This is a genomic window from Streptomyces sp. 2114.4, assembly GCF_900187385.1.
GTDB lineage: Bacteria > Actinomycetota > Actinomycetes > Streptomycetales > Streptomycetaceae > Streptomyces > Streptomyces mooreae.
The window spans coordinates 6,545,282-6,569,907 of record NZ_FYEY01000001.1; the positions used below are offsets into that span (position 1 = coordinate 6,545,282).

The following is a 24,626-nucleotide window of genomic DNA, read 5'->3' on the forward strand; positions in this document are numbered from 1 at the left end:
GCACCGAACCCGCACATCGAGGCCCCGGCCTCCCGAGACCCGCAGGGACGAGACGACTCTTGCGTGCACACAGCCGCCGCATGGGGGTACCACCCACGCCCGTGAGGCAGTGGGGGAGATACGGCGAAGAGGTGGGTCGATGAGCATGTACCGGGACCGGGTGCACCGAGGATCGGCCAGGGCCACCGTGCTGCGCACGGTCGGCACCCGTGAGCGGCGCTCGCACCTGACCGCCCCCCGGGTGCCCACCGTGGGTATCGACATCGGCGGCACCAAGGTCATGGCGGGCGTCGTCGACGCCGACGGCACCATCCTGGAGAAGGTCCGCGCCGAGACGCCGGACAAGTCCAAGAGCCCCAAGGTCGTCGAGGACACCATCACCGAGCTGGTGCTCGACCTCTCCGACCGGCACGACGTCCATGCGGTCGGCATCGGCGCGGCCGGCTGGGTCGACGCGGACCGTAGCAACGTGCTGTTCGCACCTCATCTGAACTGGCGCAACGAACCGCTGCGCGACCGCCTCGCCGGCCGCCTCGCGGTCCCGGTCATGGTCGACAACGACGCCAACACCGCCGCCTGGGCGGAGTGGCGCTTCGGCGCCGGCCGCGGCGAGGACCATCTCGTCATGATCACGCTCGGTACCGGTATCGGCGGCGCGATACTGGAGGACGGCGCCGTCAAGCGCGGCAAGTACGGCGTGGCCGGTGAATTCGGCCATATGCAGGTCGTCCCCGGCGGCCATCGCTGCCCGTGCGGCAACCGCGGCTGCTGGGAGCAGTACAGCTCCGGCAACGCCCTGGTGCGTGAGGCCCGTGAGCTGGCCGCCGCCGACTCCCCGGTCGCGTACAACATCATCGAGCGGGTCGGCGGCCGCATCGGCGACATCACCGGACCGCTGATCACCGAGCTGGCCCGGGAGGGCGACGCGATGTGCGTCGAACTCCTCCAGGAGATCGGCCAGTGGCTCGGCGTCGGCATCGCCAACCTTGCCGCCGCCCTCGACCCGTCGTGCTTCGTCATCGGCGGCGGCGTCAGCGCCGCCGACGACCTGCTGATCGGCCCGGCCAGGGAGGCGTTCCGGCGTCATCTCACCGGCCGCGGCTACCGTCCCGAAGCCACCCTCACCAAGGCCCAGTTGGGCCCCGAGGCCGGTATGGTCGGCGCCGCCGACCTGGCCCGACTGGTGGCTCGCCGCTTCCGGCGCGCCAACCGGCGCCGGGTCGAGCGCTACGAACGATACGAACGGGCAGGCCGCCGATGACCGACACCGACCTGCACACCGTGCACGACGACGCCCAGCCCGTCCCGCCGCCCCGCGTCAAGCGCCGGCGCCCGGTGCTGATGGCGCTGATCATCTTTCTGCTGATCGCGATCCCGGCCGGCTATATCGTCATCTCCGCCGAGCAGAGCCGGGACAGCGGCGAGGGCAAGGAGGCCGAGGCAGCCGCCACCGGCCTGACCAACGCCTTCCCCTCCAAGGTCCAGCAGCGGATCTACAACGTGCCGGTGCCGATCGGCTCCACCCCGGTCTACTACTACGAGACCAACTCCTGGCAGACCAGTTCGCTGTTCGTGCAGTTCAGGACCAACAAGTGGGGACTTGAGCACTACCTCAACGCCGTCGGCACCAGCACCGCCGCCCTCAAGAAGAACCGTCAGACCATCGCGCCCGAGCAGGCGTCGAAGGTCGGCTGGGACTTCGGCATCGACGCGCCCTGGGCCGGCACCACGACCACGGGCCGGTCACCGCACCCGTACCAGCGGATCATGGTCAACTACGACGAGCCGGGCCACCCGGTCGTCCACACCGTCTCGACCGTGAGGTTCTGAAGGCGACGGGCTGAGGGTGGGGTCCCGACGGTGCAGCGCCGGCTGTCCTGAGACTGTTCACGGCCGTGGCGGGACCAGCCCCTGCAGCAGCAGGGTGAGGGTGAAGGTGAACCGGTCGTGTCCGGCGCCTGAGGTGAGCTCCCGTGCATGGGCGACGGTATGGGGGAACAGGTCGGGCGGCAGCATCCGGAGCCGCTCCGCGATTTCGGCGCGGTCGATCACACGGCCGTCGGCGTCCTCACCCTGCCGTCGGGCCGCGGATGCCTCCAGGCAGTAGCCCGTGATGTAGAGGAAGGCCGCGTCGCTGGTCCAGGCCGCCTGTCGGGCGGGCGCACCACCGGCGAGCAGGATCGCGAGCATCCCCTCGCCGACCCGAAGAGTTGCCAGATCGGCGGGCACCACGGCGAGAGCGGCCTGCGCGATACCGGGGTAGCGCAGAAACTGATCGCGCAGCTGTGCACATACGTCCATGAACTGCTCCCGCCAGCACGCGGGGTCCGGTGCGGGGAGAGCGACTTGCGAGCACAGCCTGCCGATGAGCAGGTCACCTAGCTCCGCCCTGTTGCGCACGTGCGCGTACAGCGACGCGGGGCCGGTCCCGAGCCTCGCCGCGACCATCCGCATCGTCAGGTCCTCGAAGCCGCCTTCCTCGACGGCCTGGAGAGCGGCGTCGATGATGCGCTCCACCGTGAGGGGCTTTTTCCGGCCGGCGGCCCGGCGCCCTCCGGTTTCCGAGTCGGCGTTCTTGGCCGAGATCAGCGCCGCCCACTGATCCCGGGAGATTGCGTCACGCGCTGCCCGTCGTCCTGCCACGACGCCACTCTACCTGTTGACGAACAATGATCGTCGACCGAACAATGTTCGTCAGGGAAGTGAAACCACCGCGAAAGGAATCACCATGACGACCTCGGTCTCGATCATCGGCGCCGGCCTCGGCGGACTCACGCTCGCCCGGATCCTGCACCTCCACGACATCCCCGCCACCGTCTACGAGGCGGAGAAGTCCGCAGGCGTCCGCACCCAGGGAGGACAGCTCGACCTCCACGAGGAAGACGGCCAGCTCGCCCTCGAGATGGCCGGACTCACCGAGGAGTACCGCTCGATCATCCACCGGGGCGGCGGAGCACGACGTGTCGTCAACGAGCAGGGACGCGTGGTCGTCGACCGGCCGGACGACGGCTCCCTGGCACGGCCGGAAGCACTGCGCGGTGACATCCGTCGGATCCTGCTCGCCTCACTGCCGCCCGGCACGGTGCGATGGGACAAGAAACTCGTCTCGGCGACCCCCCTCGGAAACGGACGACACCAGATGTCGTTCTCGGATGGCTCGTCGGCCGTGTCCGACGTCCTCGTGGGCGCCGACGGGGTCTGGTCCAACGTCCGGCCGCTCCTGTCGGACGAGCGGCCGGTGTACTCGGGCATGAGCTACGTCGACACCCGCCTCCATGACGTCGACACGGCCCACCCGCGCGTGGCCGCCCTCGTCGGGAACGGCGCCCTGTACGCCCTGGTCCCGGGCAAAGGACTCCTCGCCCACCGTGAAGCCGGTGACGTCGTCCACACCTACGTCGTGCTGCGCCGTCCTGTGGAGTGGTTCGATGCGCTCGACTTCACCGACGCCCCGGCGGCGAAGGCACGGCTGGCGGCAGAGTTCGACGGCTGGGCACCGGAACTGCTGTCCCTGATCACCGACGGCGCGTCCGCACCCGTCCTGCGCAGCATCTACGAGCTGCCGGACGACCACCGCTGGGACCGGGTCCCCGGCGTCACACTTCTCGGCGACGCGGCACACGCGACCGTCCCCGGAGGGGACGGAGCCAATCTCGCGATGCTCGACGGCGCCGAACTCGGCACGGCGATCGCAGCCCACCCCGACGACATCGAGCAGGCCCTCGCCGACCACGAGAGCAGGATGTTCCCCCGGAGCCAGAAGGCGGCTGCCGACGCCCACCGCACCATCGACTTCATCTTCGGCGCCAACGCCCCCGCCGGGGTCATCAGCCTGTTCTCAGAAGACGAAAGCACCTCCGCCTGAGCCGGTGCGCATGTTCCCTGAGGCCCGACACGGTGCCGCACCCCGGCCGTCACGGGATGGTCGGTGTACCCGGTCTCTCCGCCGACATACATTGCGGGCGGCGGTGGCGAAGTCGGCCACGGTGGACCGGATGTGGTGTTCGGCTGACGGTCCGCGAGGGAGACCGCACTTCGTCGAGGGGCAGTCCCGCGGACGAAGCCGTCACCACAGCCTCGGCCGCCCCGTCGGCCTCCGCCATTCCTCGCGGATAACCAGTGTCTCGGGCGCCGTTGTCCCCGGTAGCGTCGCTGCCGTGACTCCAGAAGATCTTGCGGTCGTTGTGCTCACGGAGGCCGCCAGGCTGGTGCTGCGCAACGGGCTGCAGCTGCTCGGAGTCTCGGCGCCGGAACGGATGTGAGGACGACCGCCGGCCACCACCACAACCGTCCGGCACCGGGGTGAGATCGGCAGCGCCGCCGCAAGGAGCATCCGCCGCCCGCTTCTCCGCTCGCCCCGGCGTCGTCTGCCGCCCTGTCAGCGGCGTCAGCCCCAGCCAGGTGGGCGTCGCGTGGTCCCCCGTCGACGACGCCCGCCTCGTCCTCCGGGACTTCGTCCGCTGCCGCCTGGACAACGGCCCCCGGGCAGAGGAGACCACTGCCTGATCACCACACACCACAGCGGCGAACCCCCGTTGCAGGGCTATGACATAGCCGACTTGAGTCAACTGTCGCCACACAAGTAGGTTCAGTATGAACTGAGTTCTACTACATACCGGCGTCCCTTCGCCGGAAGGATGGATGGACGCCCCATGGGTTCCCACGCCCGCCCCAACCGCATCCACCGCACCGGAGTCCGGGTCGCGATGGTCGCCCTTGTCGGTGCCGCCCTGCCGATCACCGCCAGTGGCCTCGCCCAGGCGGCCACCCCCGGTGCCACGCACTCCGCGGACGAGAACGGCCGGCAGGGCGGCGAGGCCACCGCGGGGGCGGCCCACAAGCAGGGAACGCAGCGGCAGTTCGGGTCCGCGCAGGCGGGCCGGCAGCACGCCGTCGAGGGCAAGGCCGCCGCCGCGCAGGCCGCGAAGGACCAGGACGCTCCGCAGATCCACGCCGACCACGCCTTCCTGCTGGACGCCCGCGACGGCAGCCAGGAGCGGGAGTTGTGGGGCGGGGCCAAGGCGGACGAGAGCGTGTCGATGGCCAGCACCACCAAGATCATGACGGCCATGGTGGTGCTCAAGCACCCGGAGTGGCTGAACCGGCAGATCACGGTGAAGCAGGAGTACCGGGACTACGTCCAGAAGGTCGGCGGCAGCACCGCCGACCTCCAGACCGGCGACACGCTGACCGTCGAGCAGCTGCTGCACGCCATGCTGATCCCGTCCGGCGACGACGCCGCGATGGCCCTGGCCGACAACTTCGGCGCCGGTGCCACCGCGGACGCGCGGATCGACGACTTCGTGAGCCAGATGAACGTCGAGGCGCAACAACTGGGCCTGGCCGGCACGCACTTCGACGGCTTCGACGGCATCTCGCACGGCAGCAACTACAGCACCGCCCGCGACCTGGCCAAGCTCGGCCAGCGCGCCATGCTGCAGCCGGTGTTCGCCGACATCGTGAAGAACAAGCAGTTCAAGGCCGAGGCTCCGGCCGCCAACGGCCACACCCGGTACTACACCTGGGACAACACCAACAAGCTGCTGGGCAGCTACGACGGCGCCCTGGGCATCAAGACGGGCAGCGGCCCGGAGGCCGGCTACGCCCTCGTCTTCGCCGCCAAGCGGGACAACCGCACCCTGGTCGGCGCGATCCTCAAGGACGACCAGGGGAGCCGCTTCGATGACGCCGCCAAGATGCTCGACTGGGGCTTCGCCCACTGAACGGGCAGCGCCCCCGGCGTTGAGCGCGTACCGCATGCGGCACCGTCGGCCCCGCCCTCGCCCCTGCCCCCGCCTCCTGACCGGTCCCGCGGCACGTTTAGTGATCGTTTATTGCGGCTCGGCAGGATGTGAAGTGTCGGGAAGGATCCTTCACAGGGGACGGTATGGCCAAGCTCTATCTGGAGAAGCTCCAGTGCGTCACGACTGAGGGCTGGAGCGGCGTCGACGAGCCGAGGCTTGTTGTCCAGCATCGTGGCACCGTGTGGAACAGGACGGTGCTGGGAGACCGGATGTACACCGTCAAGTACGACTGCGACTTCACGGGAACGATTGCCGTCTCCCTCGGGGAGGCCGGCGGAGCGGTCGGGGACGGCAGGCCCGGGGAGCAGTGGATCACGGATACGCCCGGTGAGCGCAGTCTGCGCTTCAGGGCGGATGGTGCTGAGTACAACCTGCTGTATGCGGTCGAGTAGTCGAGTAAGGTCCGCCGGCCGCGGGGACTGCCGTTGGGGGAACGGATCCTGCGGTCGGCGGGTGGTGGAAGCGGAAAGTCCGCTGCCCCGGTGTGACACACCGGGGCAGCGGACTTTTTGGCGCAGCGTCGGGGGGACGCCTCCTCGCCGGATCGAGAACGGTCAGCGGCTGTAGATGGGCATGATGGTCTCGCTGTCGTCGCACCACACCTCGTGGTAGCCGTTCGCCTGGGCCTGCGGGAGTTCCGCCGCTTCGCACGCCGTCTTCGACGGGTACTTCATGGCACCGACGGGGACCCAGCCGTCGCCGGGCGGAGGGGCGGCGGAGGCGGTGGTGGCGGTCAGCGGAATGGCGACCGCTGCGGCACTGACAGCGAGACCGACACCGATACGGGTACGCCACGACTTCATGGTCTTCTTCTCCTTGCTTGTCATCACTGCCCCGAGCCGGTCCTGCTCGGATACGGTCTTGGCCCATGTCCAGGGCGGTACCGAGATGGTCAGCCGGGTCGTCAGCCGAGTGGTCAGTCGAGTGGTCAGTCGATCGGGCTGACGAAGGTGGCCGGGCGGGTATTTACGCGTGGGCGCTGATCACGCCGCCGGCGCTGAGCACGATGTAGATGCCGTTGGCGTTGAGCCCGGCGTCGTGCTGGTTCGTCTCCAGGGTGGCGGCTACGCCGTCGTGGCCGATGATCTGTGCGCGGTACCGCAGCTCGCCGATCTTCGTGACCTTGGCCGTCCAGCCGCCCGCGAGCTTGAAGGTGCCCGGTCCCTGGTGTCCGCCACCCATCCAGGAGTGGACCTGGCCGTCCAGCGTGAGCGTGACGAACATGTCGTTGGCGTCGAGCCCGTCGTCGTGCCCCTTCGTCTCCAGCGTGGCCAGGACCGAACCGCGGGCGACGATCTTGGCGCGGTAGTGCTGGTCGCCCAGCTTGTAGATCTCGGCCTTGCTGATGCCGTCCGCCAGGCGTTGGGTGCGGACCGGCGATGCCGCCGTGGCACCGGCCGTGTGCGCGCTGCCCGACTGCTGCCGGCCCGACTGCTTGTCCGCGACGCCCGCCTTGACGTCGGCCTTGGCGTCGGTGCTCTGCAATCCGGACCAGCCCGAGGCGGTGGACTCGGCGGCGGTCGAGCGCATGTTCGTGTGGCCCGCGGACTTCGTGCCGCCGGCGTCCGAGCCGGAGCAGGCGGTCAGGGTGAGACCGGCGGCCGCGGTCAGGGCCGCGGCGGCGATACGCAGCGTGCGGCGACGAGCGGTGCGGACAGTGGAGCTGGAGCTCATTTCGTATTCCCCGGGGCGGTCGGTGTCGTTGTTTTCTCGGTACGTCACCCACTCTGCTCGGTGCCACTAGCGCACGGCTGCCGCTCCGCTAACACCCGGCTAACACGCTGCTGAGCAAGGGATGGACGCCAAGGCGAGCCTCAAGAGCCGGGCGAGTGCTGCCGAGTTGGGAGACGGGAAGCTGCAGCTGATGGACATTCAGCGGTGCGATGCGGGCTGCGATAACCGGGAGACGGCGTACGTCGGCTGGTCCGGATCGGCGCGCCGCGGCGGGCCCGGCCCTCCGCGCCCGCGACGGGCTCGGTCGCCGTACCGCCGGCCGAGAGGCGATCCTTCGGTCCAAACTGCCTACTTCAAGCCGACTATGACTTCCGGGCATGCAGGGCCAGTAGCCCCAGGAGTTCGCCGCGACGTCATGACGCCGTACCCGTCGCTCCGGAGCCTCGGAGGGCGGTTCTTCCTGGGGCAGTGCTGCCGCAGGAGCCACTTCCGCACCATCGGGGCCATCCGTTACCCCGTGTCGACGCTCCCGGTGGAGTAACGGAACCATGACCATGGGTAGTGGTGCGGCTCTCGACAAGTGGCCGGTAAAGACTGTTCCTGAATCAACCTTTAGGCAATCATGGAGCACGGCCGACCACCGGGGTGGTCATCGTGGCTCACCTGGAGGGTGGATATACGTTCAGCGATTCTTCTGCCTTCATCAGGAGGAAGGTCTGTAGGTTTCCTGTCCGATTCCGGGTCTCAGCTCTTCGCGGCGCACTGGGGTGTGCGAGGGAGCGAGCAATCCTCTCCCGTCCGTGGAATGAAGCGACCTTCCTCGGGCGCGAACATTCTCATGGTGCGAGACGGTGGATTCGTGGGGTGACCCCCGCGGTTCGCCGGCCGGGCCGCCACGATGGCTCGTGATAGTGATCAAGCGCAATCGAAGACGTCTCAAGGCATCTATCCAGTGGATCGTTGCGTCAATTTGACCACCATATTGACCGCGATCCACACCTGTGTGAACTGGAGTGAAGCAAGATGACGACAAGCACGGCAACGGCACTTCACGATCAAGTCACTTCGCTCATGGACGAGTTGGACCGGCACCCGGTCTACGAGAATGAGTACTTCAAGTTCCTGGAGAACTCGCCATGGAACAGCCGTACCTATGAATTTCACCGGGCGAACTTCTTCCAGCGCACCGAGGGCACGGTCAAAGGCATTGCTCACGTGTGTGCGCAGGCGGCGGCCAATGATGACCGGGACACCCTGGTCCTGTTCTCCTACATCCTCAACGAGGAGGCCGGGAACGGCGAGGCCGCCCATTGCCATGAGGTGTTGATGGAGAACGCCCACAACTTGCACGGAAAGATCGAGTTCGGCCTGGCGCCGTTACTCGTGAAGGATGCGCGCCACAGTGACCTGGTCATCCCGGAGACGTTCGCGTACCGCGAGCGCACCCGGGAGCTGCTGGGGGCCAACTACCACCGGATGCTGGGCGTCGCGATGGCTCTGGAGTCCCACGCCGACAGGATGCTGCAGGTCTGCCGTACGGCGTTCCGCAACAGCAACAACAAGCAGCCCGAAGTCGAGTTCGTCAACAACGTCGAGATCTACTTCAACGTCCACGTCGGCGATGAGGGCGTCGAGGAACGCCATGCCGCCGATGCGAAGAAGTGCGTCCAGAACAACTGCCGCACCGAAGCCGACGTCGCCGAGATCGCCTACGGTGCGAACGAGACGCTGAAAATACAACAGGAAATGTGGAACGCGATGCACAAGGCCGTCCGCGAGTTGAATTCCTAGCGGGGAGAGGTGAATCGGCCGACCGTGCAGAAAAATCGTGGAATTTCCGATGCCGTCCTGAGCATTCCAGAATCGGTGACTCACGGGACCGCGGCGAAGATCGCCGCGCTCAACAAGTCGCTCCCCGAGGACGACCAGATCATCGACCTCAGCATCGGCGCGCTGGACACACCGACCGATCCCCGGATCGACCGAGGTGTGATCGAGTTCGTGGAGAAGCAGTCCGACGCGATTCATGCCTTTGCGCCCGTCAGAGGGTTTCCGTTCCTGTTGGAGTCCGTGGCCGCGCGCGTGGCCCGCCTCCATGGAATTGCGTACGACCCGAACCGTGAAATCATGGTCACACCGGGCGGTGTGAAGGGTTCGATTTCGGTGGTCTTCCACGCCCTGCTGAACCCGGGCGACGAAGTCGTGATCCCCGTGCCCAACTGGCCGCACTACTCGGACATGGTGCGGCTGCACGAAGCCATCCCGAAGACCGTCCTGGTCACGGCGCACGACGGGCTCACGGCGCCGGCTCTTGAGGAAGCGCTCTCGGAGCGAACCAAGATCGTCGTGCTCGGCGACTGCATCAACCCGACGGGCAAGGTCTATTCGACCGAGGAATTGTCGGCGCTGGCCGATGTCCTCGCCCGGCACAATATGCGGTGTGAGTCCCGAGGCGAGAGCCCCGTCCATGTCCTGTTCGACTCTCCCTACGAGGCCCATATCGTGGGGGACCGCGCCAAGACGTTCGCCGCCATCGACGTTCCGCTGCCCGACGGCAGCCGCTGCTCCATGCGGCCGTGGACGCTGTCAGTGACCGGACCCGGCAAGACGTACGGAATGCACGGCGACCGGATCGGCTACCTCTGCGGTCCACCGGACATCGTGGACGCGGCGGCGCGCGCACAGGTCAACATCACCTCGTTCGCCTCCACTTACGGGCAGGTCGCCACGCACATCGCCCTGCAGCCGGAAATGGACGAGGTGGCGGCCGCCAGAGCGAAGACCGCACGCGCCAATCTCCAGACCATGCTGCGCGAGCTCGAAGCCGTCCCCTCGTTGAAGATCAGCCCCGCCCAAGGGGGCTACTTCCTCTTCGTCGACTTTTCGAGCTACGCCGACGCCTACCAGAAGCAGGGCTACAGCAGCGCCGATCAGTTTCTGCTGAACGAGGCGAAGGTCGCCACGATCTGCGGCAGCCATTTCGCGGAGGGCCACTTCCTCAATCACCTCGTGCGGATCAACTGCGGCCGGACGGGTGCGCTCGTGAGCAAGGCCGGCATACGTATCAGGCGCGCCCTCACACGCTTGGAGTCCTGACCTGAATGCCAAGATGAGGGGAAGCATCACCTTCTGCATCATCGGCACGGGTTTCGCAGGAACCTGCGCGTTGTGGCACGTGGTGCAACGACTTACCGATCCACGCCGCAGGCCCTCGCTCTCCCCCTCGGCCGTCACGATCGTCACGGTGGAGCGGGGGCCGGTGAACGGGCCGGGATATCCCTATGCGAAGGACAACGTCCAGCTTGCGCATCGGTGCAACAACGAGGCGAGCACCATGGGGATCCACGGCAATGATTTCGTCGACTGGCTGGCCGCGAGCAAACCATGGCTCATCAGGGACTGTCCGGAGCTGGTCCGGGAGACCCACCCCGGAGTCACGCTCAGTGAATGGCAGCCCGAAAACGGCGAGTTCTATCCGCGGGCGTTGTTCGGCCTGTATCTCGAGAAGCGGTTCCAGGAGACCGTAGAGCGGGCCCGTGCACATGGCATTGACGTTCAGCAGTACGTGCGCCACGAGGCCGTCGACGGCTACGCAACGGAGCAGGGATTCGCCCTGTCCCTCCGTAGCCTCGATACCGACCACGAGTTCACGGTGGACGGGATCGACCGCGTCCTGCTGAGCACCGGACACTGGCAGTCCAAGGCGACCGACTCGCTTTCCGGAGAGAGTGGATACGTCATGGCGCCCTATCCACCGGACGCGGTGAAAGCAGCCGTCGACGAACGCATCCGGTTACGGCGCGCACGTGGCGAGCGGCCCCGTGTGTTCGTTCAGGGGATGGGCCCGAGCGGTATCGACGCCATCATGACGCTGTGCGGTGACGGCGAGTTCACGTACACCGACGACGGTCATATCGCGTCGTACCAGCCGGCGGCGCAGGCCGGCGAGGAGCCCTTGCACATCGTCGCCGGGTCGCGCTGCGGGTTCTTCCCTCCCGTGCGGGGGCCGCTCGTTCCGTACGAGCCGCACCATCTCACGGAGGAGCGCCTGGCGGAGATCCGGCGCGATCACCAAGGGCAGCTGACGATCGAGCGCATTCTGGAGCTCTTGGACAAGGACCTGCGCCGGGCAACCGAGGGGGCAGTGGGGTGGAACGACATCACCAACCCCGGCTATCACTCCGCCAAGGAAAAGCTCGCGAGTGATCTTCGGGACTCGTACACCGGAAACCTCGTCCACACCATTGTGCTGAAAGCGCGGCGGATGCGCTTCTACAACCAGCTCGAACCGTCTGACAAGGCGACGTACGACCGGCTGCTCGACACCCACTTCATTCGGACGGCCGTGCCGATGCCGTCCGCGAACGCGGAGAAGCTTCTTGCTTTGATGGACGCCGGGATGCTGACGACCGTCAGGCAGGGCTATGACGCGCCGCGTCCAGCAGTGGGGGAGGACGGTGATTTCCGGATCACCTACCGGTCCGACGAGGGCGGACAGTCGACCCTGCGGGCGGACTGCGTGATCCGTGCCAGCGGGCAGGACTTCAACATGGAGAACCATCCGTCACCGTTGGTGCAGAACCTTCTGAGGCGAGGCGAGATCGTCCCGCATGAGGAAGGGGGATATGTCACGGGCGGTATCGCGCTCGACGCCCGCGGCGGGTACCGGGTGATGAAGCGGGCGGGCGGCGGGTGTGTTCCGTCGCCGCATCTCACCTCCTACGGTTCGCCCGTCAGGTTCTGGCAGCACGAACACAATTTCGCCGGCGCATTCGTCGAGGCGGCCGAGTGGGTTGCCGAGGCGTGGCTCGATGTCGCGGCGGCCGTCACCGCACGCTCCGTCGCCGTCGACGGTCCCGGGTTGGTCACCAGCGAGACAGGGAGTTGAACGATGGAGATGAAAGAGTTCCATTACCAGGACGGCCTGCGGGTCAGCCTGTTCAATCTCGACCACAAGGCTGTCCCCTATCACTTCCATAATGAAGTGTCCGACATGATGTATTGCTCACGGGGTCAGATCACGATCGAGCTGCCCGATACGGACGAGGTGTTCACCGTCCACCCGGATCAGGTGTTCCAGGTTCCCCACCCGAGCAAGCACAGGTTCGTCAACGGAGCACCTGTCGGAACGCCCTCACGCTATGTCCTCCTGCAGATCGGCGATTTCGACATCAACTTCGTTCCCGCCGCCAAGGATATTGCGGGGCAATTCGCCGAGCGCGCCGCGACGCAGGTCACCGGCGACGCCGTTTACATCGAGGATCGCAAGACCGACATCATCAAGCTCGCCGACCACTTCGAACAGGAGAAGCCCGAGGTCCTGGACGCGGAGGAGCAGGCTGACGTCGTGGCTGCCCTGCGGTGCTTCGCCTCCCGTGGAGTGGAGACGGCGCACCCGCGCAGTGGCCGCAACTCTTGACCGACACGGCACCGCTCTCCTTCGACGTGGCCACCGTCACGCTGATAGTTCTGACGTTCTTCGCGGGTGGGTTGATCAAGGGTTTGACCGGCCTCGGCCTGCCGCCCGTCGTCCTGGGAATTCTCGCGGCGACGGTCGGGATCCACCCCGCGAAGGCGTTGATTCTCATTCCGACGTTCCTGACGAATGTCCTTCAGGCGTCGCGCGGTGGTCACGGCCGGGAAGTCGTGCGGCTCACCTGGCCGTTTCTTCTGGCCGCCACGGTCTTCACCGTCTCGGGTGCGTTCACGCTGAGCTACTTCCGGGCAGACGTGATGTCCGCACTGCTCGGCCTGGGGCTCACGGTGTACGGGTTGCTCGGGCTGTTCAAGCTCCGGGTGAACATCAGGGACAGATGGTGGCACCACCCCGCGGGTGTGGCCTTCGGAGCCACCAACGGCTTCCTTACCGGAATGACCGGCTCGTCAGCCGTCCCGGGAGTTTTCTACCTGCAGTCCATCGGTCTGCTGCGGGACCAACTGGTGCAGAGCATGGGGATCCTCTTCACGCTCTCCACCGTTGGTCTGGCATGGTCGCTGCGGACACAGGACCTGCTCAGTATGGATCTCGGCGTCATGTCGGCCGCCGCCTTGGCGCCGGCCTTTCTCGGGATGTCGGTCGGCAATCGGATTCGCCGGAGGATCTCCGAGGAAAAGTTCCGCACAGTACTGTGTGTCGCCCTGTTGATCCTCGGCCTGTACGTCGCGATACAGAGTCTGGCCGGCTGATGAGGCTTCATGAAGCAAGGAGAGGATTCGCCATGGAACACGGTCTCGCCGAACTGCTGGGTGAGTTGGAGGAATTCGGCAGTACCAACGATGCGGCGACGGACGACCGAAGCCGGAAGATGCTGAACATCACGCACGACACCGGCGTGTTCCTCGCCTTACTTGTCAAGGCATCCAAGGCCAAGAAGGTGCTGGAGATCGGGACGTCGAACGGCTACTCGACGCTGTGGCTCGCCGACGCCGTGGGCGAGGGCGGCTCGGTCACCACCATCGAAAAGGCGCCTGACAAGCGCGCGATGGCAGAGCGGAACTTTCAGCGTGCCGGGCTCGGCCCCCGCATTCAGCAGATCGGCGACGAGGCCGGCCGCTTCCTCGCAACGCGCGAAGCGGGCGAGTACGACTTCATTTTCCTGGACAGCGATCGCGGACAGTACGCCGGCTGGTGGCCCTTGCTACAGCGGATCCTCGCTCCCGGCCACCTCCTCGTGGTCGACAACGCGACCTCCCATGCCCACCAGATGGAAGACTTCACCCGGCTGGTCACGGCCTCGGACGGCTACCTCAGCTCGCTTTCCCCGATCGGCAAGGGCGAGTTGGTCATCCTGAAGGAGGACGTGTAACGGGCACGCGCGCACTTCGAGTGCCTGGCTGGGCCGCCGTCGCCGACGACGTCCTCGGCTCCTGACCACCACAACGTCCTGGACAGGGGGGCATGACGGACCGGACCGCCAGGTCTGGCCTGAACGGACGGTCATCAGCACGGCGAGGGCTGTACCCGTGGGAGCTTGTACAGCCCTCCCCCTGTGTGCGGGCGTGTCAGCCGGGGGTGTCCGGCCTCAGCGGCGTTCGCAGGCAAGTGTCAGGCACAGCATCAGCACCTCGTAGGGGGTGCTGTCGCTCTCTGCGGCGGGTGTCTCCTCGGAGTCCGCCAGGAACCGCCACTGCGAGGGCTGGGCGTGCTGGGTCTCTGCCTTCTTCTCCACCTTGACGTGGAGTGTGCGGGCCTGCGGGTCGTTCGTCTCGACGGGCACTTCGTCGCTGCCGATGGAGAAGTGGTCGTGTAACAGCACCAGGCCGAACCGGTCCAGATTGCCGTGCTTCTCCAGCACGGCTTTGATGTCCCTGGCGAACTCCGCGTCCTGTGGGCCGAGCGGTTCTGCGTCTTCGAAGCGGGGAAGGTGGCGCGGTGCGCTGCTGGTCTGCGTAGGCATGACGATCTCCTCTCGACCGCGCTCTGCGGTCTCAAGTCACCATAAGCAAAGGGTGAGTTGTGGCAGAAGTGCCTGACGGTAAAAGAACGTCGCCGAGCTCGGTGCACCCGTCGAGAACGTCGTTCGCGCGCTGGACCGCGTCCCGGTAGCGGGCGACGACATCGGTCACGCTGTCCGCCGGTGCGGCTTCCTGTCAGCTTGCCTCGGCAACGCCAGGCTGAGGCGACCTCGGCGTCCCGTCGCCCCCGGGGGGGCGCGGCGGCGATGATGGTGTCGAGCATCGCGCGCGACGCCTGTAGATCCTCGATGGCGCGGGTGATCCGCTCGCCCTCCCGGCGCAGCTGGGCGAGCAGGTCCGGGCAGGTGGGCACGAGGTGCTGGTCGTCCGCCCGGATGCACGGCAGAACCTGAGCGATCAGAGCGGTCGGAAGGCCTGCCGCCAGCAGACAGCGAATGCGGCGCACCGTCTCGACGTCCGACTCGCCGTAGACACGGTAGCCGCTGGGCAGCCGCTCGGGCGTCAGCAGTCCTTGCTGCTCCATCGAACCACTGGACCTGGACGACCTCGGGTGTCCGCCCCCACCCTGGTGGTGGCGCCGACCGGCGACCGACTTGTGCTGCCCGAGAGCTCGTACCGCCTGGCGGCCGGCATCCCGGGTGCCCAGCTGATCGAACTGCCCGGCGCCGCCCACGTCCTGAGCACGGCAGACCGAGCGACCTGGCTGCGCCACGTCCGCGAGTTCCTCGCCGCTCTGCCCACCACGTCAGCGTGAGCGCACCGCTGCTCACGGATCAGGCCGGTCCGCTCACGAAGTCGCCGGCCCGGCAACGGGCCGGCCTGCTCGTTCTCGCCACTACGACCTTCGTCGTCGTCACCACAGAGCTGCTGCCGGTCGGGCTGCTGACGCCGATCAGCGACGATCTGGGAGTCGCGCGATCACGGGTGGGGCTGCTGGTCACCGTGTACGCCTTCACCGTCTACACCTACGTGCCCCCGCTCCTGCACGACGCCGCTGCCTTCAGCGAGGCCGCCACCAGCATGCTCCTTGCCTTGTACGGGCTGGCGGGCTTCCTGGGGACCTGGCTCGGCGGTGTCCTGGGGGACCGTCGCCCGCACACCGTCCTGCTCGGCACCATCGCCCTGATGGCCGGCTCACTGGTTCTGCTCGGTGCGAGCGTCCGGCTGCAGCCACTCGCCGTGGTGGCCGTGGCCCTGTGGGGCGTTGCCTTCGCCGCACTGCCGGTAACGCTGCAATCGAGCGTTCTCCGCCTGGGAGCCACCGCACCCGACGCGGCGTCCTCCTGGTGCGCCGGAAAGGCGGCAGGGGCGGACGCGACGGACGCCGACACCGTCAACCGCGAACTGTCCCTCGCACGCAAGGCGATCGGCTGGTGGCAGCGCCAGGGCTGGATCGTCGTGATCCGACGGTCAGGCAGGAGGTCGGGGTTACCTCCGGGCCGCGGTGTCGGAGGGGAGTTCGGCGAAGCGGTCGCGATAGGCGCTCGCGAAGCGGCCGAGGTGCGAGACGCCCCACCGGTAGGCGATCGTGCCGATGGGGTCGGTGGAGGCGAGGATGTCCGCACGGATCCGGTCGAGCCGGAGGTTGCGGACGTAGGACAGGGGCGGAAGGCCGAGCCGGTTGCGGAACGCCGAGCTGATGGTGCGAGGGCTGCAGTGGGCGGCCCGAGCGATGTCACCGAGGCTGATGTGTTCGGTGAGGTTCGCCTCGATGAACGCGAGGGCTGCGCGCACCGCACGCGGGTGGCCGGGGGGAGGGCCGTCGCGCAGCTCGGCCGTGTGCGAGTGCGGCTGGGTCAGGAGCAGGGCGGTGACGAGGGCCCGCAGCTGGCTGCGCTGCACGTCCGTGCGCTGGAAGAGGGGGTCTCCCGAGTCCAGCTGTTCGAGCAGGGCACGGACCAGCAGCCGCACCGCCCGGCCCTTGGACGTGGCCAGGTCCAGGGCGAAGTCGAAGCGTATGGGGGACAGCGGCGGGTGCCCGGTCAGCGCACTGAACTCCTGGTCGACCAGGGCGGCGTCGAGGCGCAGCCCCAGGAACCGCGTCCCGCGGGCAGGCACGGGCCGCAGTTCCTGGGAGTCCCCGGGGTTGACGACTCCCGCCGTCGACCTGTCCAAGGTCGCCCGCAGGCTGCCGCGCGCTGCCGAGATCGCGCCGGAGACGCCGATGTTGACGAAGTAGGACCTGCGGCCCTCGGCCGAGGCGACGCGCACGTCGAGCGGCGAGACGAAGTAGCCCACTGCGAAGCCGTGGGCGGCCACGCCGCGCAGTTCGTGATCGCCGCTGCCCAGGCCGTCCAGCGGCGATGTGGCGATGGAGCCGCCGAAGATCAGGGTGGCGGCGTTCAGCAGGTCGACGGGGTTCCGGGATTTGCTGATGAGGTAGGTGCGCAGCGGCTCCGGCACGGCGTTCACCTCCTCCTTTGGTGCGCCCGCCGCGGCGCTGGGGGCGTATGCGGCGGGGCCCGCGTACGGCGTCAGTGTCTCAAGTCTCAGCCGTGGTGGCCTGCCCGGTGCGGTGCCGGTGCCGGTGCCCGGTGCCCGGTGCGGGCGGGCTCACATCGGCGGGGCGACGAACAGCCCCGGGTCCACGTCGTTGTGGGACTTGGCGGCGATGAACTCGTCCATTTCGTTGGCCGTACCCCACTCATCCGCATTGGCGGGGTCGCGCAGGTCGTAGAGGTGGGGGTGCCAGGTGTCCTCGTCCAGGATCTCCAGCTCGGTGGTGTACTCGACGGTGTTGCCGGCCCGGTCGAGGAAGTAGCTGAAGGAGTTGTCGCCGGCACGGTGCCTGCCCGGCCCCCACAGCCGCTCGACGCCCCTGCGCCGCATCCGGCCGGTGCCGCGCATGAACTCGTCGACTCCGCGCATCTCGAAGGAGGCGTGGTGGAAGGCCGCGTGCGGCCCGCGCACGATACCGAAGCTGTGGTGGAAGGGGTTGCACCGCAGGAACCACATGATCTCGCCGCGGTCGCCCCGGCACATGGTGTCCGAGAGACGGAACCCCAGGTGCCTGATGTACCAGGCAACCGTGGCCTCGGGGGTGGGAGAGTTCATCAGGACGTGGGAGAGGCGTACGGGGATCGGCTCGCGGGCCTCGATCCTGCGGTGCCGGCGCGCGGCGACGTCGGCGGAGACCTCCACCACGCGGCCCTCGTTGTCGAAGAAACGCACCGCGTAGCCGCCCCCGGGTGTGTCCAGCCGCTTCGGTTCGTGGACCAGCCGCACGCCCTGCGCGATCAGCTGAGCCGCCAGGGTGTCGACATCGCCCGCGCCGGCGGCGCCGAAGGCGATCAGGTCGGTGCGCTTGTGGGCGTCCTCGCGCAGTCGCACCACGTACTGCTCAGGGGAGCCTTCGGCCGCCAGGAACGAGACACCGGTGTCACCGGCGGTCTCCGTCAGCCCCCACAGCTCGGTGTAGAACTGACGCTGCTCGGCGAAGTTCGGCATGGCGACATCGATGTGCCGCAGATGGGTGATCAGGCTGCTGCTGTTGCTCATGGTGAACTCCCTTGAGTCGCACTGGTCAGGTCAAGGTGCTGCCGCCGAAGATGCGGGTCCTGGCCACAACTCCCTCGTCTCGTCGTCCACTTGGCGTCGTCTGGACGCTTCGCGTCGTCTGGTCGCTTCGCGCCGGCTGTTCACTTCGCGCCGGCTGTTCACTTCGCGCCGGACGGTCACGCGGGCTCGGCCATGAGCCGGTGACCGGCCTCCGTCAGCGGATACGTTTCGCGATGGCGCTGCGCACGTTCCAGGCCGGCGATCGTCACCGAGGTCTCCACGAGCGTTCGGCACCGCTGCCCGCGCCGTCTCACGAACGCCTCGAGCCCCGCCCCGACCGGCCTGTGCCGCCCGAGCTCTTCGGCCAGCACCAGCCCGTCCTCGATGGCCAGAGCCGCGCCGCTCGCCATCTGCGGTGCGGGAGCGTGCGCGGCGTCACCGATGACGACGCCGCTGCCCCGGTTCCAGGCGCCCGCCAGGAACGCGGTCAGCACCGGGCGGCGCACCACCGACTCCGACGCGGACACCAGAGGGAGGACTTCCGCCACCCTGCCCGGGAAGGTTTCCAGCATCTGCTGCAGGCGCGGGACGAGTTCGGCCTCGGGCAGGACGCTCCGCTCCACTCCGTTCTCCGTCAGGAACACGTACGCCTGGCTGACCGAGAGGGGCACCAGGCCGGCCGTGCCGGCCTTCCCGGCGAACTGGTGGATCCCGGTGGCCCACTGCGGGCGGGGCACCAGAGCCCGCCAGACCATCTGCCCGTGATAGTCGAGCGAGGCCGCAAGGCCCAGCAGGCTCCGCGTCGATGAGCGGATCCCGTCCGCGCCCACCAACAGCGCGACCTGCCGGACCGACCCGTCCGACAACTGCACGTGGACCAGTTCTCCCTCCTGGTCCACCGCCGTGACGGTCAGCCCGTGTCGTACGACGACGCCGCGCCGCTCGGCTTCCGCGTGCAGGATGCGGTGCAGCACGGGGCGCGCTATGCCGGCCATCGCCGGCCGCCGCGCACCGATCAAGCTCGGCAGCCGGGCCCGGCCCGCGGGTTCGCCGTCCACGTCCACGTGCGTGATCACGCTCATGCCGTAGCCCGCGGCCAGACAGTCGTCCGCGAGACCCAGCCCGGCCAGCGCGCGCAGGGCAGGACCGGTCAGGCACAACCCCCATCCGGAAGTCGCCCTGGACGGGCTGGCCTCGGCGATCTCCACCTGCCATCCCGCGCCTGCCAGGGCGGCGGCCGCTGTCAGACCGGCGACGCCCGCTCCCACGATCATGGCGGTGCGCGCACCGCGACAGCTGTTCATGTACGCCTCCAGAGCATCTGATGTCGTCGAAACCGTAGGCTTCGTCCGCGCGCCGCCTTATCCGAATCAGGCGACGACCATCCGCTGTCCGCAAGCGACTCCCTGACCGTCGTCCTCATCGGCCCGCCTTCGCCGGCACCCCCAGGGTGCTTCGGCCGCCGTCGCGCGCCCGACCTCGAAGTAGGGGCCCGCCTTGTTGTCGTACTCGTCGGGGCCGGTGTGGTTCGCCTTGCGCTGCCCGCCCATAGCGCGGCGAAGTGCCGACGGGCGCACAGCAAGCCGGCGGCGACGGCCGCGCGGTCGGCGCCTGTGAGCGGTTTGTGAGCCGAACATGAGCCATGGGGCCAAATATCGGTGGTGTGCCGGTCGCAGCGGCAGTCCCTCAGGGGCGCGTGACCGGTGGGGCTCCGTGCCTGCCGGTTTGGAGCTGACGCACACCTCACTCACCCCGGGTGTCACCTTCCCGGGACGGCAACGCCTGGAGTCGTGAGCGCAACCGCAGGACGTCATCGCGCTTCAGGTGGAAAGTAAGGGACGCACAAGATGAACATACGAGTACGCGATGTTTTCCCGTCCGGCAGAAGCCGGCGGGCAAAGGCGGTCGCGGTGGGATCGATGACCCTCGCGGCGGCGCTGTGCCTGTCCATCACCCCGGCGCAGGCGGACGGCGGCGGTGGCGGTTGGGTGAACCCCGACTATCACATGCCCGTTCCCCAGGGCGACGGCATCTGGAGCACCCCCGAGAAAGTCGCGGAGTTCCTCGCCGACTGCGGCGAGAACTGCACCTTCACCCCCACCTCATGGGTCGGTGAGCCGACTGAGGGCACGCCGACGAAGGTGGGGGACTACCGCGACAACTGCACCACCGAGAACGCCGACTTCAAGCAGGGCGAGGCGGAGACCACTGGCGAGTCGACGGTCGTCGGCATGTCGGTCGGTGCGAACCCCGTCTCGGTGCTGCCGAAGATCGAGCACACCTGGTTCAAGCAGAACACGGAGAGCAGCGATACCACGGGCACTCTGAAGCCCGGCGAAATCGGTTGGGTCGACGAGGTGTCGGTCACCCGGAAGGCAAAGGGCAACTGGCACCTCAACGGCGTCGACCAGTCGAACCCCTTCGCTCCCGTGAACGATCACAACTCCCATGGTCCCCACGACTTCACCGATGTCGAGGGGACATCACCTACAAGATCATCAGGATCCAGTCCCGCCCCATGACCGACGAAGAGCGCACCACCCGCTGCGGCAACACAAGCCCCAGCTGACCAGTTCGCGCGGAGTCCCGGCGGCCACCGCCTTTCCGTAAAAGGCCACAAGTCGGGATGAGGGCCTGCCGACCCGGTGCGGATCGCGAGCCCCGCACCGGTAAACAGGAGCCCTCACCACCCCCGGCCACCTCCTCGGCCGAGAACACACCGGCCCCAGGTCACTGACCTGGGGCCGGCGCCGTCGTGCCCGGGTGGGGCTGTGTGTTGGTCTGTCCGGGTGATAGTCGGGTCAAGGCGGTGGTGTTTCGTTGGCCATTTCGGGTTAATGGTGGCGACCGTTATCCGGTGGGTTGCCCATCTCTCCGGGGAGAGAGGCACCCCCTGTGGTGCGCGGATGCGCGGTACGTGTCGGTGGGTCTCTCTGTCCCGGTGTGCAAGCGGTGGTCCGGCGCGTATACCGGCGCCGTGCGACACGGGCCCCGGATGGGAGTTCTCGGGCGGCCCTCTCAGCTGAGAGAGGTTTGTCATGGAACCGATTACGGGTTGGTGGGGAGCTCCGGCGGTAGCCGGCGGGGTTCGGCCGGTTGTACCGGCCGGTGAATCCGAGGTGGCCGCGATCCGGGGGCTTGCGGTCGCGCCCTTCAGTGCGGCGTTCTCCACGGTGACGATCCCGGCGGGCACGAGCCCGCTGGCGGTGACGGTGGCGCCGAACGGCAACGTCTACGTCGGCAACGCGAATTCCAACAACGTGACGGTGATCAGCAGCACCACGAACACCGTCCTGGCCACCGTCCCCGCCGGCAGCAACCCGGCCATGATTGCGGTGGCGCAGAACGGCAACGTCTACGTCACCAACCAGAGCTCGAACAACGTGACGGTGATCAGCAGCGCCACGAACACGGTCCTGGCCACCGTCCCCGTCGGCGGGGGCCCGTTCGCGCTGGCGGTGGCGCCGAACGGCAACGTCTACGTCGCCAACAGCACTTCCAACAACGTGACGGTGATCAGCAGCGCCACGAACACGGTCCTGGCCACCGTCCCCGTCGGCGCGGTCCCGGACGCGGTGGCGGTGGCGGCGAACGGCAACGTCTACGTCGCCAACCGGAACGCGAACACCGTGACGGTGATCAGCAGCGCCACGAACACCGTCCTGACCACCCTCCCCACCGGTGGGTTCCCGGGCGCGGCGGCGGTGGCGCAGAACGGCAACGTCTACATCGCCAACCAGAGCTCGAACAACGTGACGGTGATCGACAGCGCCACGAACACGGTCGTGGCCACCGTCCCCGCCGGCACGGTCCCGGGAGTGATCGCGGTGGCGCCGAACGGCAACGTCTACGTCACCAACACCGTTTCGAACAACGTGACGGTGATCGGCAGCGCCACGAACACGGTCCTGGCCACCGTCCCCACCGGCTTGGGCCCGTTCGGAGTGGCGGTGGCGCCGACCGGCAACGTCTACGTCGGCAACAGCAATTCCAACAACGTGACGGTGATCAGCAGCGCCACGAACACCGTCCTGGCCACCGTCCCCGTCGGCGCGTTCCCGTTCTCGGTGGCGGCGGCGCAGAACAGCAACGTCTATGTCACCAACGCCAATTCGGCAAACGTGACGGAGATTTCGCCGTTGACGGTGACGACCTCGCCGGCGTCGCCGGTGTGCGGGCAACCGGTGACGTTCAACATTTCCGGGGGGACTCCCAACGGGACGGCGGTGGTGAACTTCGGGGACGCCGGCCCCACGGTCACCGTCCCCCTGGACGCCACCGGGAGCGGGCAGACCACCCACACCTACACCGCGGGTACGTTCACCGCGACCGTGAACGGCAACCCCACCTCCGTCACCGTGAGCCCCAACCCCACAACGACGACGCTGTCGGTGACGCCGAACCCCTCCGCCTGCGGGCAGAGTGTGACCGTATGCGCCACCATCACCCCGGCACCAGGCACCACCTCCGTGCCGACCGGCACGGTCACCTTCACCCTCCCCAACAGCCAGACCCAGATGGTCCCCGTCAACGCATCGGGGCAGGCCTGCTTCGCCACCACCGCGCTGACCACCGGCACCCTCACCGCCGTCTATAGCGGTGACAGCTGCTTCACCGGCTCCAACGCCAGCACCCCCGTCACCGTGAGCCCCAACCCCACAACGCTGACCGCGCAGCCAGGCACGATCCGGCTCCGGCTGACCCCGCTGCCCGAGTTCTACATCCCCACCCTCAGCGCCACCCTGACGACCACCTCGGGGATGCCGGTGGCCGGTCAGCCGGTGACCTTCACCGCCACCACGCTCTTCGGCCCGGTCAACCTCGGCACCGCCGTCACCGACGCCAACGGCACCGCCACCCTCCACAACGCCATCGTCCCCGTCTTCGCCATCGCCACCCCCTTCTACACCGCCACCTTCGCCGGCACTGCCTGCTACACCCCCGCCACCGCCCACGGCATCCTGCTGTTCATCCCCCTCCCGGGCTGATCGCACCGGCTCCGAAAACCCCACGTCACCCGGTCTGCTGCGACGGGAGGAACACGCCGTGGCCCCGCTGGACGAGGTGGCCGACCGGTCGAGAGGTCTGGCGACACGCGTTAATTCCAGAGGCGGGGCTCCGGATGCCCATTTCAGGACGCTGTGCCGGCCAGCTACAGGGGCTGTTATCTCATGCATCATGCAGCGCGAGGTGTCGGCCCATGAGCGCGGTGCTTGGCAGCAGCGGTGCGGACGTCGACGGGGAAGCGGGGAAGCAGGGGAGGGCTTTGTGGCCGCCGTCGAGGTGGTCGCCCGGCCCCATGTGTCACGGGGCACCGCCACAGCCTTCGCTGATCGTTCGGGGGCGCCGATCCCGGCGAGGCTCGTCTGCGTCCGTTGTGCGCATCGTGCCGCCGGCCGGGGCGGCTCTGCCGTTCGACCTTGACTGTTGCCTCAAGACCGGACCTGAGGTGTGAGGGCAGTGAACCTTCGCATCGGATGGTCAGGGCGGAAGCTAGGGGGTGTCGTTCGGATCATGGTGGATCAGGGAGCGGGGCCTGGCGCGTGCGATCGCAAGGCGGAGGAGGGAGTCGACGCGGAGCGTCGGCGAGTGACGACAACGCGGATGGGGGTCCCCCCGCGCCGTTCAGGCGTGGGGGAGTGCGTGCCAGGCCCCGCGAGCCCGCCATGATCCGAACGACACCCCCTAGGTGAAGCTCAGTGTGCAGGTGCCCGGCGGTCGCGAACGGCGGATGCCACCGTCAGCGCAGTCCCGGCGAGGATCGGCGCGATCATCGCGATGAACAGCCAGCCGGATACCTCTGGCTCCGGCGCCGAACGCCACAAGACTGCGCAGCCGATCAGGAGCGACATGCCCACGCAGGCGTTGAATGCCAACAACGCCCGGGCGGTCCGGAGGGCGGAGGCCCGTGTGCGAGGCCGGTTGAGCGACGACCTCACGAGCCCGTTGCCGAAGGGCGCAACGTTGTCGGGGAGTTCGGCGCTTGGAGTTACCCGCAGCGTCAGCTCTGCGCAGGCGGTCAGCAGGACAGTGACGCCGATGTGCACGAATACGAGGACGAAGGCGCTACCGACGGACCGGTTCGTCCAGGCGTCCACCCCATCGGTGCCGATGTGCTGCGGTATCCGGCCCGGCAGCTGCGGATAGCGGATGATGCCCCAGACGGCCAGTGCGGTCAGAAGAGTGGCGTTGGGGAGGAGCCACAGGCGTACGGGAGATGACAAGACCATGCGG

General features: G+C 67.9%; 24 protein-coding genes and 2 pseudogenes. 16 read left to right on the forward strand and 10 right to left on the reverse strand.

Annotated features, from left to right (window positions below):
- Window positions 1-139 precede the first annotated feature (139 nt).
- Together CFW40_RS28760 and CFW40_RS28765 are read left to right on the forward strand one after the other, a co-directional pair.
- On the forward strand, window positions 140-1,261 hold the full coding sequence (locus CFW40_RS28760; RefSeq protein WP_088800740.1) for an ROK family glucokinase: 1,122 nt from the start codon (window positions 140-142) through the stop codon (window positions 1,259-1,261).
- Entirely contained in the window at window positions 1,258-1,830 is a 573-nt protein-coding gene (locus CFW40_RS28765) for a hypothetical protein (RefSeq protein ID WP_088800741.1), read from the forward strand. The genes CFW40_RS28760 and CFW40_RS28765 overlap by 4 nt, the downstream gene beginning before the upstream one ends.
- A 57-nt stretch (window positions 1,831-1,887) precedes the next feature.
- Here the strand turns inward: CFW40_RS28765 and CFW40_RS28770 are convergent, their stop codons facing one another.
- Entirely contained in the window at window positions 1,888-2,643 is a 756-nt protein-coding gene (locus CFW40_RS28770; RefSeq protein ID WP_088800742.1) for a TetR/AcrR family transcriptional regulator, read from the reverse strand.
- 85 nt (window positions 2,644-2,728) lie between these two features.
- On the opposite strand from CFW40_RS28770, the gene CFW40_RS28775 reads away from it, so the two are divergent.
- The 5 genes and pseudogenes from CFW40_RS28775 (at window position 2,729) to CFW40_RS28790 (ending at window position 6,196) form a co-directional block, all read left to right on the forward strand.
- Window positions 2,729-3,865, forward strand: coding sequence for an NAD(P)/FAD-dependent oxidoreductase (locus CFW40_RS28775; RefSeq protein WP_088800743.1), 1,137 nt, complete (start codon window positions 2,729-2,731; stop codon window positions 3,863-3,865).
- A 292-nt stretch (window positions 3,866-4,157) separates the two neighbouring features.
- Window positions 4,158-4,262, forward strand: a complete 105-nt coding sequence (locus CFW40_RS38320; protein ID WP_256331235.1) for a DALR anticodon-binding domain-containing protein — start codon at window positions 4,158-4,160, stop codon at window positions 4,260-4,262.
- Window positions 4,263-4,332: 70 nt separating this feature from the next.
- Window positions 4,333-4,506: pseudogene (locus tag CFW40_RS38325) on the forward strand (LysR family transcriptional regulator); the annotation flags it as partial.
- A 146-nt stretch (window positions 4,507-4,652) separates the two neighbouring features.
- Window positions 4,653-5,723: a D-alanyl-D-alanine carboxypeptidase family protein gene (locus tag CFW40_RS28785; protein WP_088800744.1), complete on the forward strand. Its 1,071-nt coding sequence runs from the start codon at window positions 4,653-4,655 to the stop codon at window positions 5,721-5,723.
- Between the two features lie 164 nt (window positions 5,724-5,887).
- A complete protein-coding gene (locus CFW40_RS28790) occupies window positions 5,888-6,196 on the forward strand; it encodes a hypothetical protein (RefSeq protein ID WP_088800745.1) in 309 nt (102 codons plus the stop codon).
- 162 nt (window positions 6,197-6,358) lie between these two features.
- On the opposite strand, the gene CFW40_RS28795 is transcribed toward CFW40_RS28790, so the two are convergent.
- Window positions 6,359-6,631 carry a hypothetical protein gene (locus CFW40_RS28795; protein WP_256331234.1) on the reverse strand — a complete coding sequence of 91 codons (273 nt, stop codon included), beginning with the start codon at window positions 6,629-6,631 and terminating at the stop codon, window positions 6,359-6,361.
- 139 nt (window positions 6,632-6,770) lie between these two features.
- Window positions 6,771-7,478 carry a hypothetical protein gene (locus tag CFW40_RS28800; protein ID WP_088800746.1) on the reverse strand — a complete coding sequence of 236 codons (708 nt, stop codon included), beginning with the start codon at window positions 7,476-7,478 and terminating at the stop codon, window positions 6,771-6,773.
- 1,071 nt (window positions 7,479-8,549) lie between these two features.
- On the opposite strand from CFW40_RS28800, the gene CFW40_RS28805 reads away from it, so the two are divergent.
- From CFW40_RS28805 to CFW40_RS28830, 6 genes are read left to right on the forward strand one after another with little or no spacing between them, the layout of a single operon-like run.
- A complete protein-coding gene (locus tag CFW40_RS28805) occupies window positions 8,550-9,269 on the forward strand; it encodes an iron-containing redox enzyme family protein (protein WP_218136788.1) in 720 nt (239 codons plus the stop codon).
- 9 nt (window positions 9,270-9,278) lie between these two features.
- On the forward strand, window positions 9,279-10,574 hold the full coding sequence (locus CFW40_RS28810) for a pyridoxal phosphate-dependent aminotransferase (RefSeq protein WP_088800748.1): 1,296 nt from the start codon (window positions 9,279-9,281) through the stop codon (window positions 10,572-10,574).
- Window positions 10,575-10,587: 13 nt separating this feature from the next.
- Entirely contained in the window at window positions 10,588-12,366 is a 1,779-nt protein-coding gene (locus CFW40_RS28815; RefSeq protein WP_088800749.1) for an FAD/NAD(P)-binding protein, read from the forward strand.
- 3 nt (window positions 12,367-12,369) lie between these two features.
- Entirely contained in the window at window positions 12,370-12,897 is a 528-nt protein-coding gene (locus CFW40_RS28820; RefSeq protein ID WP_088800750.1) for a cupin domain-containing protein, read from the forward strand.
- Complete coding sequence (locus CFW40_RS28825; RefSeq protein ID WP_218136787.1) at window positions 12,894-13,664, forward strand: sulfite exporter TauE/SafE family protein; 771 nt, start codon at window positions 12,894-12,896, stop codon at window positions 13,662-13,664. The genes CFW40_RS28820 and CFW40_RS28825 overlap by 4 nt, the downstream gene beginning before the upstream one ends.
- 32 nt (window positions 13,665-13,696) lie before the next feature.
- Window positions 13,697-14,284, forward strand: coding sequence for an O-methyltransferase (locus CFW40_RS28830; RefSeq protein WP_088800751.1), 588 nt, complete (start codon window positions 13,697-13,699; stop codon window positions 14,282-14,284).
- A gap of 216 nt (window positions 14,285-14,500) precedes the next feature.
- Here CFW40_RS28830 and CFW40_RS28835 read toward each other — a convergent pair whose 3' ends face one another.
- Complete coding sequence (locus CFW40_RS28835) at window positions 14,501-14,875, reverse strand: hypothetical protein (RefSeq protein WP_088800752.1); 375 nt, start codon at window positions 14,873-14,875, stop codon at window positions 14,501-14,503.
- Window positions 14,876-15,111: 236 nt separating this feature from the next.
- Window positions 15,112-15,417: pseudogene (locus CFW40_RS28845) on the reverse strand (MerR family transcriptional regulator); the annotation flags it as partial.
- A gap of 27 nt (window positions 15,418-15,444) precedes the next feature.
- On the opposite strand from CFW40_RS28845, the gene CFW40_RS28850 reads away from it, so the two are divergent.
- The gene (locus CFW40_RS28850; RefSeq protein ID WP_256331233.1) at window positions 15,445-15,648 is read left to right on the forward strand and encodes an alpha/beta fold hydrolase; all 204 of its coding nucleotides are present in this window, start codon (window positions 15,445-15,447) and stop codon (window positions 15,646-15,648) included.
- Window positions 15,649-16,322: 674 nt separating this feature from the next.
- Here CFW40_RS28850 and CFW40_RS28860 read toward each other — a convergent pair.
- From CFW40_RS28860 to CFW40_RS28875, 4 genes are all read right to left on the reverse strand, one after another.
- Window positions 16,323-17,306, reverse strand: a complete 984-nt coding sequence (locus CFW40_RS28860) for an AraC family transcriptional regulator (RefSeq protein WP_088800753.1) — start codon at window positions 17,304-17,306, stop codon at window positions 16,323-16,325.
- A 141-nt stretch (window positions 17,307-17,447) separates the two neighbouring features.
- The gene (locus tag CFW40_RS28865) at window positions 17,448-18,392 is read right to left on the reverse strand and encodes a VOC family protein (protein ID WP_088800754.1); all 945 of its coding nucleotides are present in this window, start codon (window positions 18,390-18,392) and stop codon (window positions 17,448-17,450) included.
- 176 nt (window positions 18,393-18,568) lie between these two features.
- Window positions 18,569-19,696 (reverse strand): FAD-dependent monooxygenase, encoded by a 1,128-nt coding sequence (locus CFW40_RS28870; protein WP_256331230.1) that lies wholly within the window; start codon window positions 19,694-19,696, stop codon window positions 18,569-18,571.
- A gap of 66 nt (window positions 19,697-19,762) precedes the next feature.
- Window positions 19,763-19,942, reverse strand: a complete 180-nt coding sequence (locus CFW40_RS28875) for a hypothetical protein (protein ID WP_088800755.1) — start codon at window positions 19,940-19,942, stop codon at window positions 19,763-19,765.
- A 360-nt stretch (window positions 19,943-20,302) separates the two neighbouring features.
- Between CFW40_RS28875 and CFW40_RS28880 the strand changes: the two genes are divergently transcribed.
- Together CFW40_RS28880 and CFW40_RS28885 are read left to right on the forward strand one after the other, a co-directional pair.
- On the forward strand, window positions 20,303-20,914 hold the full coding sequence (locus CFW40_RS28880; RefSeq protein WP_143680875.1) for a hypothetical protein: 612 nt from the start codon (window positions 20,303-20,305) through the stop codon (window positions 20,912-20,914).
- A gap of 597 nt (window positions 20,915-21,511) precedes the next feature.
- Window positions 21,512-23,380, forward strand: coding sequence for an Ig-like domain repeat protein (locus tag CFW40_RS28885; RefSeq protein ID WP_088800757.1), 1,869 nt, complete (start codon window positions 21,512-21,514; stop codon window positions 23,378-23,380).
- Between the two features lie 708 nt (window positions 23,381-24,088).
- Here CFW40_RS28885 and CFW40_RS28890 read toward each other — a convergent pair.
- Complete coding sequence (locus tag CFW40_RS28890; protein ID WP_088800758.1) at window positions 24,089-24,622, reverse strand: DUF1648 domain-containing protein; 534 nt, start codon at window positions 24,620-24,622, stop codon at window positions 24,089-24,091.
- Window positions 24,623-24,626: the final 4 nt, after the last annotated feature.

Excerpts from the sequence above, each read along its gene's own strand:
- CFW40_RS28760 (WP_088800740.1), top strand. The coding sequence starts at position 140 with ATGAGCATGTACCGGGACCGGGTGCACCGAGGATCGGCCAGGGCCACC.
- CFW40_RS28765 (WP_088800741.1), top strand. The coding sequence starts at position 1,258 with ATGACCGACACCGACCTGCACACCGTGCACGACGACGCCCAGCCCGTC.
- CFW40_RS28775 (WP_088800743.1), top strand. The coding sequence starts at position 2,729 with ATGACGACCTCGGTCTCGATCATCGGCGCCGGCCTCGGCGGACTCACG.
- CFW40_RS28785 (WP_088800744.1), top strand. The coding sequence starts at position 4,653 with ATGGGTTCCCACGCCCGCCCCAACCGCATCCACCGCACCGGAGTCCGG.
- CFW40_RS28790 (WP_088800745.1), top strand. The coding sequence starts at position 5,888 with ATGGCCAAGCTCTATCTGGAGAAGCTCCAGTGCGTCACGACTGAGGGC.
- CFW40_RS28795 (WP_256331234.1), bottom strand. The coding sequence starts at position 6,631 with ATGACAAGCAAGGAGAAGAAGACCATGAAGTCGTGGCGTACCCGTATC.
- CFW40_RS28800 (WP_088800746.1), bottom strand. The coding sequence starts at position 7,478 with ATGAGCTCCAGCTCCACTGTCCGCACCGCTCGTCGCCGCACGCTGCGT.
- CFW40_RS28805 (WP_218136788.1), top strand. The coding sequence starts at position 8,550 with ATGGACGAGTTGGACCGGCACCCGGTCTACGAGAATGAGTACTTCAAG.
- CFW40_RS28815 (WP_088800749.1), top strand. The coding sequence starts at position 10,588 with ATGAGGGGAAGCATCACCTTCTGCATCATCGGCACGGGTTTCGCAGGA.
- CFW40_RS28820 (WP_088800750.1), top strand. The coding sequence starts at position 12,370 with ATGGAGATGAAAGAGTTCCATTACCAGGACGGCCTGCGGGTCAGCCTG.
- CFW40_RS28830 (WP_088800751.1), top strand. The coding sequence starts at position 13,697 with ATGGAACACGGTCTCGCCGAACTGCTGGGTGAGTTGGAGGAATTCGGC.
- CFW40_RS28835 (WP_088800752.1), bottom strand. The coding sequence starts at position 14,875 with ATGCCTACGCAGACCAGCAGCGCACCGCGCCACCTTCCCCGCTTCGAA.
- CFW40_RS28865 (WP_088800754.1), bottom strand. The coding sequence starts at position 18,392 with ATGAGCAACAGCAGCAGCCTGATCACCCATCTGCGGCACATCGATGTC.
- CFW40_RS28870 (WP_256331230.1), bottom strand. The coding sequence starts at position 19,696 with ATGAACAGCTGTCGCGGTGCGCGCACCGCCATGATCGTGGGAGCGGGC.
- CFW40_RS28875 (WP_088800755.1), bottom strand. The coding sequence starts at position 19,942 with ATGGGCGGGCAGCGCAAGGCGAACCACACCGGCCCCGACGAGTACGAC.
- CFW40_RS28890 (WP_088800758.1), bottom strand. The coding sequence starts at position 24,622 with ATGGTCTTGTCATCTCCCGTACGCCTGTGGCTCCTCCCCAACGCCACT.